This is a genomic window from Kitasatospora arboriphila (assembly GCF_039528095.1).
GTDB classification, from domain to species: domain Bacteria; phylum Actinomycetota; class Actinomycetes; order Streptomycetales; family Streptomycetaceae; genus Kitasatospora; species Kitasatospora arboriphila.
Genome location: NZ_BAAALD010000141.1, coordinates 1 through 13,914 on the forward strand (window position 1 = coordinate 1; position 13,914 = coordinate 13,914).

A 13,914-nucleotide genomic window follows, 5' to 3' on the forward strand; every position below is an offset into this window, starting at 1 on the left:
CGACCCGCCTCGGCCGGCACCGCTGGGTCATCGAGCGCACCGTCGCCTGGCTCGGTGGCTTCCGCAGACTCCACCGCCGCTATGAACGCAAAGCCGACCACTTCGCAGCCTTCGCCACCACCCTCATCTGCCACCGCAGAATCACCAAATGAGATGGCTTCTCAGTCCCTGGCTGACGCGAAGGGTGCGATCGCGTGGGACCTGAGCGTCGACTCCACGGTGTGCCGTGCCCATCAGCATGCGGCCGGGGCCCGGAAGCGGGGTGACCTGCAGAAGGAGTCGCCGGGTGGTGTCTTTGCCGAGCCTGGTGATCACGGGCTGGGGCGTTCGCGCGGTGGGTTCACCACCAAGCTGCACCTGGCCGTTGAGCAGGGGCAGAAGCCCATGTCGATCGTGGTGACGGCCGGGCAGCGTGGAGACTCGCCGCAGTTCGAACCGGTGCTGGAGAAGGTTCGCGTGCCCCGCATCGGACCGGGCCGGCCACGCGTCTGCCCCGATCGCGTGCGGGCCGACAAGGCGTACGCCTCCCGCAGAAACCGCGCCTACCTGCGCCGACGTGGCATTCGCTGCACCATCCCGGACAAGGCCGACCAGGCTCGCAACCGCAAGAGACGCGGCGCTCGCGGCGGCCGGCCGCCCAAGTTCGACGCCGAGGACTACAAGGCTCGGCATGCGGTCGAATGCGGCATCAATCGTCTCAAAAGGCATCGCGCCGTGGCCACGAGATACGACTGTGAGGATGTGGATGTCGGTTCGGGCGGTGGTCTGACCCGCGATACGACTGGCCGTGGTGCCTTGCGCTTGATCTGTCGGCCACTGTCCGGAGCGGCATCCGCTGCCGTCGGATCGGCGGGCGTGTCCCGATAGGGGCCTTCGCGACAGGCACCGTCACAGTCCTGACCGCCCTGACCGACCCGGCAGCGGCCACTCCAGCCCCATCGCTACAGGAGACAGGTGACCATGACCAGGATGGCCCAGCCCGTTGCGCTTCACCAGGACGTCCCCGAGATCGTGCTGGGCGTCGACACCCACAAGGACGTTCACGTCGCTGCCGTGGTCACAGCTGCAGGAGCGTTCATGGGCAGTCGGAGCTTCCCCGCCACGGCGGACGGCTACAGGTCTCTGCTGGACTGGGCACGCACATCGGGCCGCCTCGATCGAGCGGGAGTGGAGTGCACCGGTTCCTACGGCGCCGCCCTCGGCAGACACCTCCGCGCGCAAGGCGTCACCGTCGTCGAGGTCAACCAGCCCGACAAGGCCACCCGGCGGCGCAGGGGCAAGAACGACACCATCGATGCCGAGGCCGCGGCCCGCGCGGTGATCACCGGCCGGGCGACCGCCGACGCGAAGGCCGGCGACGGCCCGGTAGAGATGCTCAGACTCTTCGAGATTGCCAAGAACTCGGCCACCAAGTCCCGTGCCCAGGCCATCAACCAACTCAAAGCCGTTCTCGTGGCCACCAGCCCCTGCCTGCGCGAATCCCTCGCCGGCCTGAGCAATCCCAAGCTCATACGGGCCTGCACGGAGCTGGACGACTCGGCGCCGGACACCACCGGCGCCGCAGCCCACACCCTGAAGCTGCTCGCCCGCCGGATCCAACACCTCACCGAGGAGATCGACGATCTCACCACGCGGATCACGCAGGTCATCGCACGGCACAACCCGCAACTCCTCGAGTGCTACGGCGTCGGCCCGGACACCGCCGCAACCCTGCTGGTCGCGGCCGGCGACAACCCGGAACGGCTGCACACCGAAGCGTCCTTCGCAGCCCTATGCGGAGTCAGCCCGGTCGAGGCGTCCTCCGGGAAAACCCAGCGGCGACGCCTCAACCGGGGCGGAGACCGGCAGGCCAACTCCGCCCTCTACACCATCGTGCTGGCCCGCCTCCGATGGGACGCCCGCACCCGCGGCTACATCGACCGGCGCGTCTCCGAAGGCAAGACCCGACGCGAAGCACTCCGCTGCCTCAAACGCTACATCGCACGAGAGATCCACCGACTCATCACCCGCTTCGACGCAGGCACCCACTCCTGGCCGGCTTGAAAACCATAGGGGCATCAAGCTCGCGGTCCGCTATGAGGCGACCGTCCTCGTCGCGGCCATCAACGAGTGGCTGTGACCACAAACCCGCACCGCCTTTTCGGTAATCCGTTGCCCAGGGGTCCGGCGGCCAGCTAGGTTCGCCCAGCCGCCCGCATCGGTGCAGGCCGGCGCTGTCGACCAGGAGGTGTGGAGCACATGCGCACGAGTGCCCAGGAGTTGAGCTCGCGTACTGATCCTTGCCACCTCCTCTCGACGGAGACACCTTGTCCCTTCGCATCACCCCACTGACCGACCCCGCTCACGGGCCGCACGGCCGGCGTCTCGTCTGGCTGGCCTCGGATGCGGACTCCATCCCTGCCGGGACCGCCTTCTTGCGCCTGCTCGACGGCGGACAAGAGCACCTCGCCGAGCTCGACCTCCGCGTTCATCCCGCGGAGCGCCGCAAGGGCGTCGGCTCCCGGCTCCTCAACACCGCCGTGGCCACCGCCCGGGACAATGCCCGACGCCGCGTCGTCGCGCAGGCCGAAGCCGGATCGCCCGGCGACCACTTCCTGGCGGCACGCGGCTTCCGGAAGGTCCTCACCTTCAGGTACACCCGCCTGGCGATGGCCGACGTGGACACCACCGTCCTCGCCGGAATCGTCGAGCGTCCGCACCCCGGCTACCGGCTGACGTCATGGCAGGGAACCGTCCCCGACGACCTCGCCCGGACGTTCGCCGCCTCACGCCGCGCCATGGACGACATGCCCATGGACGACGCCGAGTACGGCACCGTGGCCTGGGACGTGGACCGCGTGCGGGCCGCGGCGAAGGCCGTCGAACAGCGCGGCGACCACCTGCACACCGTCGTCGCCATCGACGCCTCCGACGGCTCGATCGCCGGGTTCACCGAACTCGTCATCCCCGGCAACGGCGCAGGTGACGGCCAGCACTACGGCACGGGCGTGCTGCCCGAGCACCGTGGTCACGGCCTCGGCCGATGGATGAAGGCCGAGTCGATCCGACAAGCCCATAGGGACTATCCGGACCTCGATGGCCTCCTGACCGACACCGCCGACAGCAACGCGCACATGCGACGGATCAACGACGATCTCGGCTACACACCCACGCACACGACACACCAGCATCAGCTCGACCTTTAGCAGAGAACGGACGGGCCGGACCGGGGCATCACCCCGCCCGGCCTGTCTGTGCTTTCGATACACGCCCTCGTGCTGTGACCGAGAAGGTTCACCGGGTCGGCAAGGGCGAGCCCTCGCTGGTCAGACCTCTCCTGCACGCAGGCGGTGGAGGCAGGACGGTCGAGGGGTGGGGAAAACCGCCGTGCCAACCCGGGTGCCAGCAGGATGGGTAAGTGGTGCGGCGGCCCGGCACGCTGGACGTGAACGGGGACGGACACCACAAGCAGGGGAGATCGATGAGGGCGCGTACGGGGGCAGCAGCACTGTGGGTGGGAATGTGCGTGGTGGCGGTGTCGGGGTTCCTCCCGGCGACGGCCGCTGCTGAGCGGATGCCGGCACCGCCACCCGCCGGCCTCACGGAGGGCATCGAGCAGGCGGTCGCGGACGGATTCCCGGGAGTCGTGGCGTATGCCAGGCGCGGAGAGCGGGAGTCGCGGACGGCGGCCGGACTCGCGGACACGGCGAGCGGCGAGCGGGCCCGGCCACACCAGCGGTTCCGGATCGCCAGCAACACCAAGTCGTTCGTGTCGACGGTCCTTCTGCAGCTGGAAGGCGAGGGACGGCTCTCCCTGGACGACAGCGTCGAGAAGTGGCTGCCCGGCGTGGTCCGGGGAAACGGCAACGACGGCCGGGCCATCACCGTCCGACAGCTGCTCAACCACACCTCGGGCATCTACGACCCCACCACCGAGGCGGAGTTCTTCGCCCCCTACCTGGAGCGCCACGACTGGGGCTACGTCTACACCCCGCGGCAGGTGATCGCCCGAGCCGTCCGGCACGAGCCGCTCTTCGCGCCCGGCGACCGCTGGGAGTACTCCAACACCAACTACCTGCTCGCCGGTCTGGTAATCGAGGCGGTCACACGCCACAGCGCGCCCGACGAGATCCGTCGACGGATTCTCGCCCCACTCGGCCTGAAGGACACCTCCTTCCCGCTGACCGACCCGACCATTCACGGCCCTCACCTGCACGGTTACGACCTCCAGGGACAGGACGTCACCCGGTTCAGCCCGTCGTACGACTGGACCGCCGGCGCCATGATCTCCACGGTCGACGACCTGGCCCGCTTCCACCGGGCCCTGTTCACCGGCAAGCTGCTACGCCCCGCACAGCAGCGCGAACTCCTGACCACGGTGCAGTTCCCCGAGATGCGGGCGGCGTACGGACTCGGTGTGCAGCACCTCGATCTGCCGTGCGGCTCGGGGCCGGACGCCAAGCCGGTCAGTGTCTGGGCGACCGACGGCGGCGGACCCGGTTTCACCAGCATTTCGCTCACCACCGTCGACGGTGAGCGGCAGCTGGTCCTCGCCGTCAACGTCTTCGATCTCGGGGCCGACCTGAAGGGCGAGCAGGGTGTCCCTCGGAGCACGGGACTGGTGGAGGCACAAGCGGCAGCCCTGTGCGACTGACGGAACGTCGCGGCACCGCCGGTGACGTCGCAGGGTGGTGAGCACTTGGTCCCGCAGGAGCCGGTACGCGGCCAGCGACCGCGGCGGGGCGCATCCGCCTGGACGTCCGGGCACGCGCCCCGAACTCGCGGGGTGCAGCGGGCCGAACTCCCACCACCGCCGACCCGGTGAACCTTTTCGGTCACAGCACTAGGGACGGCCCGGACCCACCCCGTTCGGTCTGGTCTCCCACCCGTGGGACACCAGACCGACCAGGTCGCCTACAGAGCTGCCCACGGAGTGGCCTGCGATCGGCGACGCTGCTGGCGAATCCACCAGCGGGGACCGCGTGCAGTGGCCTTTGTCCAGGGAAACGCGGCTTTGTCCAGGGAGTTTGCGTGGTTGCCAGCGAGGCTGCTGATGTTGTCCATAGCCGGCAGCGGGCTCCCGGTCTCCAAGGGGCAGCGAAGCCGTCTACGGGAGGCCCGGGACGCTGTGGCCCCGGTCCATGGCCGTGCGGGCTCTTCCGGCCGACTCCACGCTAGAGGGCGTGAGCGAGCGTTCCTACGACGGCGATGCCGTCCTGCACATCGGCGGAGCGGAGTACCGGTGCCGGGCCTTGCTGGTCTGGTGGACAGAGCCGGCCCCCGCCCCGGCGCAGACCCCCGGACCGGCCTGCGGGCCGCAGGATGTGGGCCAGTGGGAGGGCAAGCTCCGCTTGGACAATGAGGACGACGCCGTGAGCGCCTGGTTCGCATCCGACGAGCGCCATGCCCTCGTCCTCGTCCAGGGCCGGTTCGCCGCCGTGACGGTCATCGACATGGACGGCCCGTTCCTGCTCGTGTACGGCGTCGGCCCCCGCCTTTCTGACACCCGAGGGCGCCGCGCCTCTCGCGTGCGCGCACGGGCTCCCCTACGCGTTGGGCTCTGTCGTGGGTGCGTATTGGCTTGCGAAATTCGCCAATCGGGCCGGTTGCGAATTCCGACGTCGGCAGGCGCGGCCGGGTCCGGTCGAACGCCTGGTGGGGCCGGATCGGGCCGTTTGTTGCGTGGGCGCCCGGTCGTGCTCGGCGGGGGCGGGGGGGCTACGGCAGGTCGGGATGGTGCCAGCCGGGGCGCGGTGTCCTGGTGACGATCTGGTACAGGCCGGGGCCGGCCTTGCGGTACCAGCCGCCAACGGCCTTCGCGAGCCGGGCCCGCTGGACGTCGAGGCGGTCCATCGCGAGCCCGGGCGGGATCTCCACGTACTCGTGGACCATGGCGATCTCTTCCGGCGTTATCTCGGGCTCCGGCACGACGGCCTCCACAGGTCGGCAAATTTTGCGTTAAAAGTGATGAAAGCGGCTTATGCCCGAAAAGTGGCATTTCATGCGCCCGGGATGGGGCGGGGTGGGGCGGGGAGGGCGGGTCGCGGCCGGTGGCCCGAGACTGGGGCCATGGAGCCACGCTTCCACCAGGGCGACGCCACCGTGCACGCCAGCGGGGACGTCTACCGCTGCCGGGCGAACCTGCGCTGCTGGACCGACCCGGACAGCCACGGGACATCCCCCTACCCCGGCCTGGAGCAATGGGCCGGCCGCCTGCACTTCGACAGCGAAACCGCCGCCGAGACCGTCCTCTACGCCGCCGCCCCCTACCTGGTCCTCGGCGACACCGCGAGCACCTTCTCCGTCGAGGCCCTGGACCGCCCGACCGCCACCCTCACCATCCACGGCACCGGCCCCGCACCACTGTGACCCGCACCCCGGCCGGCCACGGCCGGGCCGGTTCGCGGCCCCGGGGCCGGATGTCGGATGACCTCGTCGAACCCGGCCCGGGAGCCGCGCGCCCAGGCAATGGCGAATCGGGCGCGCCCAGATCCTGCCAGGTCCCGCCCACACCAGACCAACCCGCTGGCAGACCCGACCGGTGTTCTCGCCCCCGCCGAAGCGCCTTGGAGGGCCCGTCAAGGGTCGTGGTTTCCCCCTCCGCTTCCCCGACCACCTCCCCCACCAACTCCCCGACCACCAGCCCACCACTGGACGGGGCAGGTCACGGGCCGTTGTCAAGGTCTGCCGGAATCCCGGCAACCCCTAATCCTGTGTGAAGGCGCTTCTCGGAACACCCGGCTTGGGCTTCCGGAGCGCTTGACGCGACAGACATCTGGATCCCCCCGAGCCTGCGAGGCCTTCTCAAAGAGCGGTGCTGTCGTGGCGGTGGGTTTCGTGGTGGTCGCGTGGGTGCCGGACTGATGCCTGGGCAACCCCTGGCCGACGAGGTCTGAGCAGAGAGCGGCACGGTCCGGCGTCCTCGGGCCGCCGCGAAACCCGCCGGTGATCGTGTTTCCGCGGTCGTGGTACGAGCCCGTTCCAGGGCTGACCCCTTTCTTGATCTCCGCGAGCCTTCGAGCTCTGGTACGGACAGGGGCCCTGGGGCGCGCTGGTGTCATGAACGGCTACTGAGATGGCGGACCGTCGAGTCCTGGGATTAGGGCGCCGTCTGACCCGCATGTGCTCGTGACCTGCGAAAACAGGCGACGTTGGGAGAGTCGGTTGAAGATCTTCTGTGGTATCGACTGGGCGGAGTCACACCACGACGTCGCCCTGGTCAACGAGCTGGGTGAGCTCCTGGCCAAGCGCCGAATCACCGACGACGCGGCCGGCTACCGGCTGCTACTGGACCTTCTCGCCGAGCACGGCGACAGCCCCGACCGAGGCGTAGGTGGCGAACGGTGTCACCGGCCGGCGGCGGGCGGCCGCCAGGTCGAGCCACATGCCGATCATCAGCGGACTGGTCGTCGCCTTCACCCCGTAGGGCAGCTCGGAGTCGATCAGCGAGCACACCGCGAACATGTCCCCGGACCGGCCGGCGGCCCGCCAGGAGCCGATCATCTGCACCAGCAGATCCAGCGTCGGTACCACCACCAGCACCGCCCCGTGCGGCGCCAGCCTCTGCCCAGCCGCCGCCCCCACGAACGACTTCCCCGAGCCGGTGGCCATCTGCACCGTCACCCGCAGACCACCCGCCGGCACCGGCCGCCCGGGACGGGGCGTCAGGCCCCGCACGACGGCCTCCAGCGCCTCCTCCTGGTGCCCCCCAGCGCAACCCCGCCACCTGCCGGCCGCATACCCTGACCCCACCGTCCCAGCCACTCGCCATCGCCGCCTGGGCTACGCCCGCTCGACGCACCCGCATGACGGAGACTGCCACACGCGGCGTCCCGTCCTGCCTGCCTTCCAGGCCGACACCAGCAATCGAGAGAAGTACACGCCCAGTTGGTCCTTCTCGGTAGACTGCAGGTACATGGACGGCGATCAGCAGCGGGACGAATGGCGGGCCACTCTGGCCCAGCAGGTCATCACCGACTGCCTTGGCCAATGGCTACGGTCGGCCAATGAGGCGGCGGTGGCCGCGGTCGGTTCTGAGCACGCCGCCGAGAGTTCGCGGCGGGCCCTGCAGGCCAGCGAACGGTTGACTCGTTGGCGTGAGCACGGCGACCTCGGCGGCGACACGGCCGCCCGGATCGCCGACGCGGTGGTGCAAAGGATGAAGGATGACGAGAGGGGCGTTCGGGCCGCGGAGAAGGCCGACGACTCATTTCCGTCCTTCGACAGCAGTTACCGGGCCGCGGCAACCTGCCAGTGGCTCCGTGACCAGGGCTATGAGATTCCCGTCTATCCCGAGGAGCCGGGTATGTGACCTGAATCCAGGTCGGTGGCCTGTTCGTGGACGCGCGGTCAGAGCGCCCGGAACGATCACCAGGACAGGGATCAGGACAGGGATTCCGTGCACGGCCCCGCTACCCGTCATGAGCACAGCCGGCGCCGCCGATCGCCGGTCCGCCTGACGGCGATGCCGAGGAGCCAGGCTGAGCCGTCGGCCGTCACCGGAAGGAGTTCCGAACAAAGTCGAGCAGTATGCGCCGGAAATGTGGAACCGGGGCTTTCCGGAGAATCGCATTCGCTGGAGCGGAATCCCGACCGCCACGGTCCACCTTCCGGTGGATGTAAACGGCGGGGCGCGGTGCAGCCGGCCCGTCCCGGGCTGCCGGGGCGACCGTCCCCGCCGACTGGCGGCCGCCCGCTGCGCGCCGCTCTGCGCCGGGCGCCTGTCCCCCCGGCTCGGTCTGATCCTGCGGCCATGCTGGGCAACTACCCTGGCGCGAATGCCTGTTGGCGGCTGTGGCGCCGCAGTGGTGCCGTCTTGCGGGCGGCGCCGACACGACCGGGGCGGAATATTCCACCGCCGCGCACTCGAGCCTGCTAGGCTCGTCGATAGTTGCAGTAGTGGTTCCCATGAACTTTGTGTGCGCCTGCTGATGTATCGCAGGCGCATTTTTGTTTCCCGGCTCTTCCCCGGGTGGGTGCTCATCGCGGCGACTCGAAGCCCGCGCGGTGCGTGCTTCGGACAGCCCCCTTGAAGGAGATTTCTTTATGGCTAATGGCACTGTGAAGTGGTTCAACGCGGAAAAGGGCTTCGGCTTCATCGAGCAGGAGGGTGGCGGCCCCGACGTCTTCGCCCACTACTCGAACATCAACGCCAACGGCTTCCGCGAGCTGCTCGAGGGCCAGAAGGTCGAGTTCGACGTTACGCAGGGCCAGAAGGGCCCGCAGGCCGAGAACATTCGTCCGCTGTAGTTTTTCTGCCACGGCACCCGCCTAGCAGCGAGGGGCCCGCACCGCGTACATGATGCCCGGTGCGGGCCCCTCGACATTGCGCCACGACGCATTCCCCGGTCGTTCAGGCTCTCTGGCTCCGCCACCGGCGGCCATCCCCATGCGAGGCGCACAGCGCCGCGTGCGGATCGGCGCCCTACCGTGACATCTCACGGTTCGAGGTTCTTCGCTCCCGCCCTGTTCGGTGAGTGCCGACCGTAGGTGACGTGCCGCACGGTTCTACCGTCCACGCTCCACCCGTCGCATCTCTCGGCCCGTTCCCTTGCGGTCTCCGCCGGCGCCCCGCGTCACGGAGCCTTCCTCGTGACGTGCCGCCTAGGAAGGTTTCCCGCATGAACCGCTCCAGTCGCTCCTCGTACCAGAACGCCAACTCCCGCTCCGCCGGCGCCTACGGATCCCGCTCCGGCGGCAGCTCCTTCTACGGCGGCCGGCGCACCTCCGATCGCAACGCCCGTCAGGGCTCCTCCCCGCAGGGCGAGTTCGCGATGCCGGTGAGCACCACCCCGGCACTGCCGGCCGTCAAGTCCTTCGACGAACTGGACATTCCGAAGGTCCTGCTGTCGGAGCTGACCCGCCAAGGCGTCACCGAGCCGTTCCCGATCCAGGCCGCGACGCTGCCGAACTCGCTGGCCGGCCGCGACGTCCTCGGACGAGGCCGCACCGGCTCCGGCAAGACCATCGCGTTCGGCCTCGCCGCGCTGGCCCGCACCGCCGGACACCGCGCCGAGCCCCGCCGCCCGCTCGCCCTGGTGCTGGTCCCCACCCGTGAGCTCGCGCAGCAGGTCACCGAGGCTCTCACCCCCTACGCCCACGCGGTACGACTCCGCCTTGCGACCGTGGTGGGCGGGATGTCGATCGGCCGGCAGGCACAGGCGCTGAACCGCGGCGCGGAGGTCGTGGTAGCCACCCCCGGCCGACTCAAAGATCTGATCCAGCGCGGCGACTGCCAGCTGGACGGGGTCGCCGTCACGGTGCTCGACGAGGCCGACCAGATGGCCGACATGGGTTTCCTGCCGCAGGTCACCGAACTCCTGGAGCAGGTCGCCGAAGGCTGCCAGACGATGCTGTTCTCCGCCACCCTGGACCGCAACGTCGACCGCCTGGTGCGGCGCTTCCTCAAGGACCCGGTCACGCACTCGGTGGACCCGTCCGCGGCGGCGGTCAGCACCATGGAGCACCACGTGCTGCACGTACAGAACTTCGACAAGAACGCCACGATCGCCCACATCGCGTCCCGCGACGGCAGGGTCATCATGTTCATCGACACCAAGCACGGCGCGGACCGCCTGGTGGAGGAACTGCTCGCCAACGGGGTCAAGGCCGCGGCCCTGCACGGCGGCAAGTCACAGCCCCAGCGCACCCGCACCCTGGAACAGTTCCGCACCGGCCAGGTCACGGCCCTGATCGCGACCAACGTCGCCGCCCGCGGCATTCACGTCGACGGGCTCGACCTGGTCGTCAACCTGGACCCGCCGAACGACCACAAGGACTACCTCCACCGGGGTGGACGCACCGCCCGGGCCGGCGAGTCCGGCACCGTCGTCACCCTCGTCCTGCCCAATCAGCGCCGCGAGATGGCCCGCATGATGACCACGGCCGCCATCACCCCCGTCACCACCAGGGTCAGCGCCGGCGATGAGAACCTGGCCCGCATCACCGGCGCCCGCGTACCCGCCGGCATCCCCACCGTGATCGCCGACCCCGTCGTCGAGCGGCCGCGCCGCAGCCCGTCCACGCGCCGCGGCCGCCGCGCCTATGCCGACCGTAACCCGCAAACCGCCAACGGCTCCCGCAGCACGGCCCCCGGGCGCCTCGCCGCCGCATAGCACTCTCCGTGTAGCAGCTGCCGGGCCCGGCTCGCCGTGCGGACCGGGCCCGCGCGGTTCGCCGGTCGGCGACACCGGCTGCCCGCGACGGCCGCACGCGGAGTCCGTCAGCAGTGCCGCGGCCCGCTCCGGCGGACCACACCCGCCGCTCCCACCGTTAGTGCCCCGATCACCGCCGGCCCCGGCGGGAGAGACACGAAGGAGCCTGTCCATGACCATCACCCTCGAATACCCCACGAGCACCACCACGGTCGGCGACCTCATGAACCCCCCGGAGCTGCAGATCAGCGACGACGTCATGGTCGACATGGCGATGGACATCCTGCAGAGCTCCGGCGCGGACCACCTCCTGGTCCGCGCTGAGGACGGCCGCTGCGCCGGGCTGCTGACCCGCCTGCACCTGGCGCCGTTCCAGGCTCGGTCCTGGTACATCGAGCGCACCCCGGTACGCGACGTGGTCTTCGACCGCGCCCCGTTCGCAACTACCGGCATGCCCGCCGCCACCGCGGCCGCCACCATGTGTGCCCGCGGCCTGGACACCTGGCCGGTGGTGGACCACGACGGCCACGTCATCGGCCTGCTCAGCTTCTAGGACTGGCCACGGGCGTCAACACGCAGCAAAGGGCGCCTGCTCTCGACGGCCTGAGACAAGGGGCAGTGCCGCCCGGAGCCTGCGGGATTCCCGCCGGGCCCGGCAGCGCTGCCACCCGCGCAGGCGAACGGTAGGCAGGCCCCCGCGGGATCCTGGCGGGAAGAGGCAGTTGCGCGCTGAGAGCGGCCTGGGCGATCCGGTCCTCAGGAGCGGTAGTCCGACGGGTGGATCTCGCAGAAACCGTGTCGACGTCCCTGCCCCGCGCGGCGCGGGCTGTCGCGTGGCGACCATGGGGCGCAACTGCGGGCTGGGGCGGGAGCGTGGGCACGGTCCGGTCAACGGGAAGTTGGCCGGGCCCGGGCCCACGCCGCGGGGCACGCGTCATGACCCGGGCAGAACGGTAGTGGATGAACGCGCGGCTTGAACGGTATGGCAGTGAGCCGCCGCACTGGGCGGTCCCGAACGGCTCTGCGTCGGTACAGCAGGTCTCGGGCCGCCGGGACGGCGAAGACGGGCCGGCCTGCGGTCGAGGCTTGGTAGCGGCGAGTCCCTGCTGCGGTTGATCCCGCACATGACCTGGATGACCGCGCAGCACAAGCGGTTGGTTCGGTGTGTGAGTCCGTTCCTGGCCGTGGCCGCCTTGGCCGCAGCCCTGGGGTCTGGGAGGGCAGGAGCCGGTGTCCTATTCTGGACGTCATGTCGAACCCTGACGGGCTGCTCGTCGACATCGCCGCGATGGTCGAGTCCGAGCACAACAACCAGATGTCGCTGACCGTGGTGGTTCCCGGAGCCGTGATCACCGGCAGGCTTGCGCCAGTGGCCCTGTGGTGGGAGCGAGTTGCAGAGGTCCTGCAGTCCTCGGAGCACCTGAAGCCGTTCGCCGCCCTGTTCACCCCGCCCGTCGACGCCTCGCCCGCACGCCCCACTCATCTCCACCTGCACCGGGCGAAGATCCTGCAGGGAAACTTCGGGCTCCCCTATACCGGCGGCATGTACCGGATCGCCATCGAGGACGTCAGCAGCTGGACGGTCGGGGACCTCAGCTACTCCGACACCTGACAAGGACTCGACGGGCCGGGGCGCGATCCGCCTTTCGGCCGGCTCGGCGACGGGCCGATGTGGCGGTCAGCGCACGTGCTGGCGGGCGTGTGACCGATACAGCCGGTGGCACAGGGGTGCCCCGGTGTCCTTCGTCAAGCCGTTTCGGCCACGGCGTCGCCGTCATGCTGATGAGGGCGGTCCCAGGTGCAGCATGCCGTCGGGAGCAGCGGACGTGGCACAAGCCTCCAGGCAGGAGCGGGCCGCCGAGAGGTGCGCCGGCGGCGGTCGGTGGTGTCAGCAGCGGTGGTCGGCGGCCAGGATGCGGCGGGCGAGAGTCCGGGTGAGCCGGACACCGCAGGGTCCGCACGGCTGACCGAGCCGTGAGGTGCCGGCACCGTGGCAGGTTGCGCAGTCCGCGTCGGCAAGGCGTACCGCCTCCGGGCCCGAACCGTCCGTGGTCCTGTGCATGTGCACCACCGTCCTGTTCCGCGAGCGCATCGCCCGCTGCCACTGGCCGCACGCCGGATCGAAGACAGAACGTAGTCCGCTACCGGACCATCCAAACGTTGCGGCATTTGCGCAACGTTTGGGCTCGCAGCCTGCAGTCGGCTGATCATCCGGCCGGGTAATCGGCCGGTCCGTGACTGCCGGCCCGCCCGCGGCCCCGGCCGGTCCGCGGACGCCGTTTTGCTGCGGCGCCGTGCATCCGTCCTGCCCCCGCGTATGGCTGTCCTGGCTGTTCGTTCTTCCAGTGCCGACTTCCTGGGGCGGGGCCCGGTGGCCTCCTGGCGGGGGCTCGACTGTCGGCCGTCCTCGCGCGGCGGGAGGTTACCGACCCTCTGGGCGAGGGGAAATCTGTCCCGGCCGGAGTAGACATTGCGGGTCGGCGCGGTTATGGTTTCTCTCGTAGTCAGCAGTCGAGAGTGCCCGGCAGACACGAACTGCCGGGATCAGTAAATGGTTCGCAGGTCGGCACGGTTACGGGGTTCTGAAGCCGGGGTTGTGTGCAGTAAGGCAACGGGACCGGTGGCCGGGCCCGGTGGCCCGCAGGTATCAGGGGCCGCCACGAGTGATGCCCGCTGGCTGAGTTCAGTGGGTGAATGATGCAGTACCAGCAGTTGCAGGATGCGGTATCTGAGCTTTGCCCCGCGACGTGGACACCCTGACACTTGGATCTTGTTGATCCAG

General features: G+C 69.8%; 12 protein-coding genes and 2 pseudogenes. 12 read left to right on the forward strand and 2 right to left on the reverse strand.

All coding sequences use genetic code 11. The features are described from left to right. The 5 genes and pseudogenes from ABD353_RS37000 to ABD353_RS37020 all read left to right on the forward strand — a co-directional run. A partial coding sequence (locus ABD353_RS37000) for a transposase (protein WP_344628127.1) occupies positions 1 to 152 on the forward strand: 152 nt, incomplete at its 5' end. Positions 153 to 162: 10 nt separating this feature from the next. Continuing rightward, positions 163 to 867, forward strand: a pseudogene (locus ABD353_RS37005) (IS5 family transposase); the annotation flags it as partial. A 93-nt stretch (positions 868 to 960) separates the two neighbouring features. Next, the gene (locus tag ABD353_RS37010; RefSeq protein ID WP_425555329.1) at positions 961 to 2,043 is read left to right on the forward strand and encodes an IS110 family RNA-guided transposase; all 1,083 of its coding nucleotides are present in this window, start codon (positions 961 to 963) and stop codon (positions 2,041 to 2,043) included. Positions 2,044 to 2,306: 263 nt separating this feature from the next. Beyond that, positions 2,307 to 3,185 (forward strand): GNAT family N-acetyltransferase, encoded by an 879-nt coding sequence (locus ABD353_RS37015; RefSeq protein WP_344628119.1) that lies wholly within the window; start codon positions 2,307 to 2,309, stop codon positions 3,183 to 3,185. A gap of 368 nt (positions 3,186 to 3,553) precedes the next feature. Next, entirely contained in the window at positions 3,554 to 4,633 is a 1,080-nt protein-coding gene (locus tag ABD353_RS37020) for a serine hydrolase domain-containing protein (RefSeq protein ID WP_344628120.1), read from the forward strand. 1,064 nt (positions 4,634 to 5,697) lie between these two features. On the opposite strand, the gene ABD353_RS37025 is transcribed toward ABD353_RS37020, so the two are convergent. Beyond that, complete coding sequence (locus ABD353_RS37025) at positions 5,698 to 5,907, reverse strand: hypothetical protein (protein ID WP_344628121.1); 210 nt, start codon at positions 5,905 to 5,907, stop codon at positions 5,698 to 5,700. 141 nt (positions 5,908 to 6,048) lie between these two features. On the opposite strand from ABD353_RS37025, the gene ABD353_RS37030 reads away from it, so the two are divergent. Both ABD353_RS37030 and ABD353_RS37035 read left to right on the forward strand, forming a co-directional pair. Next, positions 6,049 to 6,348, forward strand: coding sequence for a hypothetical protein (locus tag ABD353_RS37030; protein ID WP_344628122.1), 300 nt, complete (start codon positions 6,049 to 6,051; stop codon positions 6,346 to 6,348). Between the two features lie 795 nt (positions 6,349 to 7,143). Then, positions 7,144 to 7,296: pseudogene (locus ABD353_RS37035) on the forward strand (IS110 family transposase); the annotation flags it as partial. On the opposite strand, the gene ABD353_RS37040 reads toward ABD353_RS37035, so the two are convergent. Beyond that, positions 7,264 to 7,743, reverse strand: a complete 480-nt coding sequence (locus tag ABD353_RS37040; protein ID WP_344628123.1) for a DEAD/DEAH box helicase family protein — start codon at positions 7,741 to 7,743, stop codon at positions 7,264 to 7,266. The pseudogene ABD353_RS37035 and the gene ABD353_RS37040 sit on opposite strands and share 33 nt — an antisense overlap. A 151-nt stretch (positions 7,744 to 7,894) precedes the next feature. Between ABD353_RS37040 and ABD353_RS37045 the strand changes: the two genes are divergently transcribed. The 5 genes from ABD353_RS37045 (at position 7,895) to ABD353_RS37065 (ending at position 12,744) form a co-directional block, all read left to right on the forward strand. Further along, a complete protein-coding gene (locus ABD353_RS37045) occupies positions 7,895 to 8,290 on the forward strand; it encodes a hypothetical protein (RefSeq protein ID WP_344628124.1) in 396 nt (131 codons plus the stop codon). Between the two features lie 734 nt (positions 8,291 to 9,024). Then, entirely contained in the window at positions 9,025 to 9,228 is a 204-nt protein-coding gene (locus ABD353_RS37050; protein WP_030918248.1) for a cold-shock protein, read from the forward strand. Positions 9,229 to 9,599: 371 nt separating this feature from the next. Further along, positions 9,600 to 11,093, forward strand: coding sequence for a DEAD/DEAH box helicase (locus ABD353_RS37055; protein ID WP_344628125.1), 1,494 nt, complete (start codon positions 9,600 to 9,602; stop codon positions 11,091 to 11,093). 211 nt (positions 11,094 to 11,304) lie between these two features. Continuing rightward, positions 11,305 to 11,685: a CBS domain-containing protein gene (locus ABD353_RS37060; RefSeq protein WP_344628126.1), complete on the forward strand. Its 381-nt coding sequence runs from the start codon at positions 11,305 to 11,307 to the stop codon at positions 11,683 to 11,685. A 696-nt stretch (positions 11,686 to 12,381) separates the two neighbouring features. Then, entirely contained in the window at positions 12,382 to 12,744 is a 363-nt protein-coding gene (locus ABD353_RS37065; RefSeq protein WP_030277237.1) for a hypothetical protein, read from the forward strand. Positions 12,745 to 13,914: the final 1,170 nt, after the last annotated feature.

Bases quoted from the DNA above. Each gene is read 5' to 3' on its own strand.
- ABD353_RS37010 (WP_425555329.1), top strand. From the start codon at position 961: ATGACCAGGATGGCCCAGCCCGTTGCGCTTCACCAGGACGTCCCCGAG.
- ABD353_RS37020 (WP_344628120.1), top strand. From the start codon at position 3,554: ATGCCGGCACCGCCACCCGCCGGCCTCACGGAGGGCATCGAGCAGGCG.
- ABD353_RS37030 (WP_344628122.1), top strand. From the start codon at position 6,049: ATGGAGCCACGCTTCCACCAGGGCGACGCCACCGTGCACGCCAGCGGG.
- ABD353_RS37045 (WP_344628124.1), top strand. From the start codon at position 7,895: ATGGACGGCGATCAGCAGCGGGACGAATGGCGGGCCACTCTGGCCCAG.
- ABD353_RS37050 (WP_030918248.1), top strand. From the start codon at position 9,025: ATGGCTAATGGCACTGTGAAGTGGTTCAACGCGGAAAAGGGCTTCGGC.
- ABD353_RS37055 (WP_344628125.1), top strand. From the start codon at position 9,600: ATGAACCGCTCCAGTCGCTCCTCGTACCAGAACGCCAACTCCCGCTCC.
- ABD353_RS37060 (WP_344628126.1), top strand. From the start codon at position 11,305: ATGACCATCACCCTCGAATACCCCACGAGCACCACCACGGTCGGCGAC.
- ABD353_RS37065 (WP_030277237.1), top strand. From the start codon at position 12,382: ATGTCGAACCCTGACGGGCTGCTCGTCGACATCGCCGCGATGGTCGAG.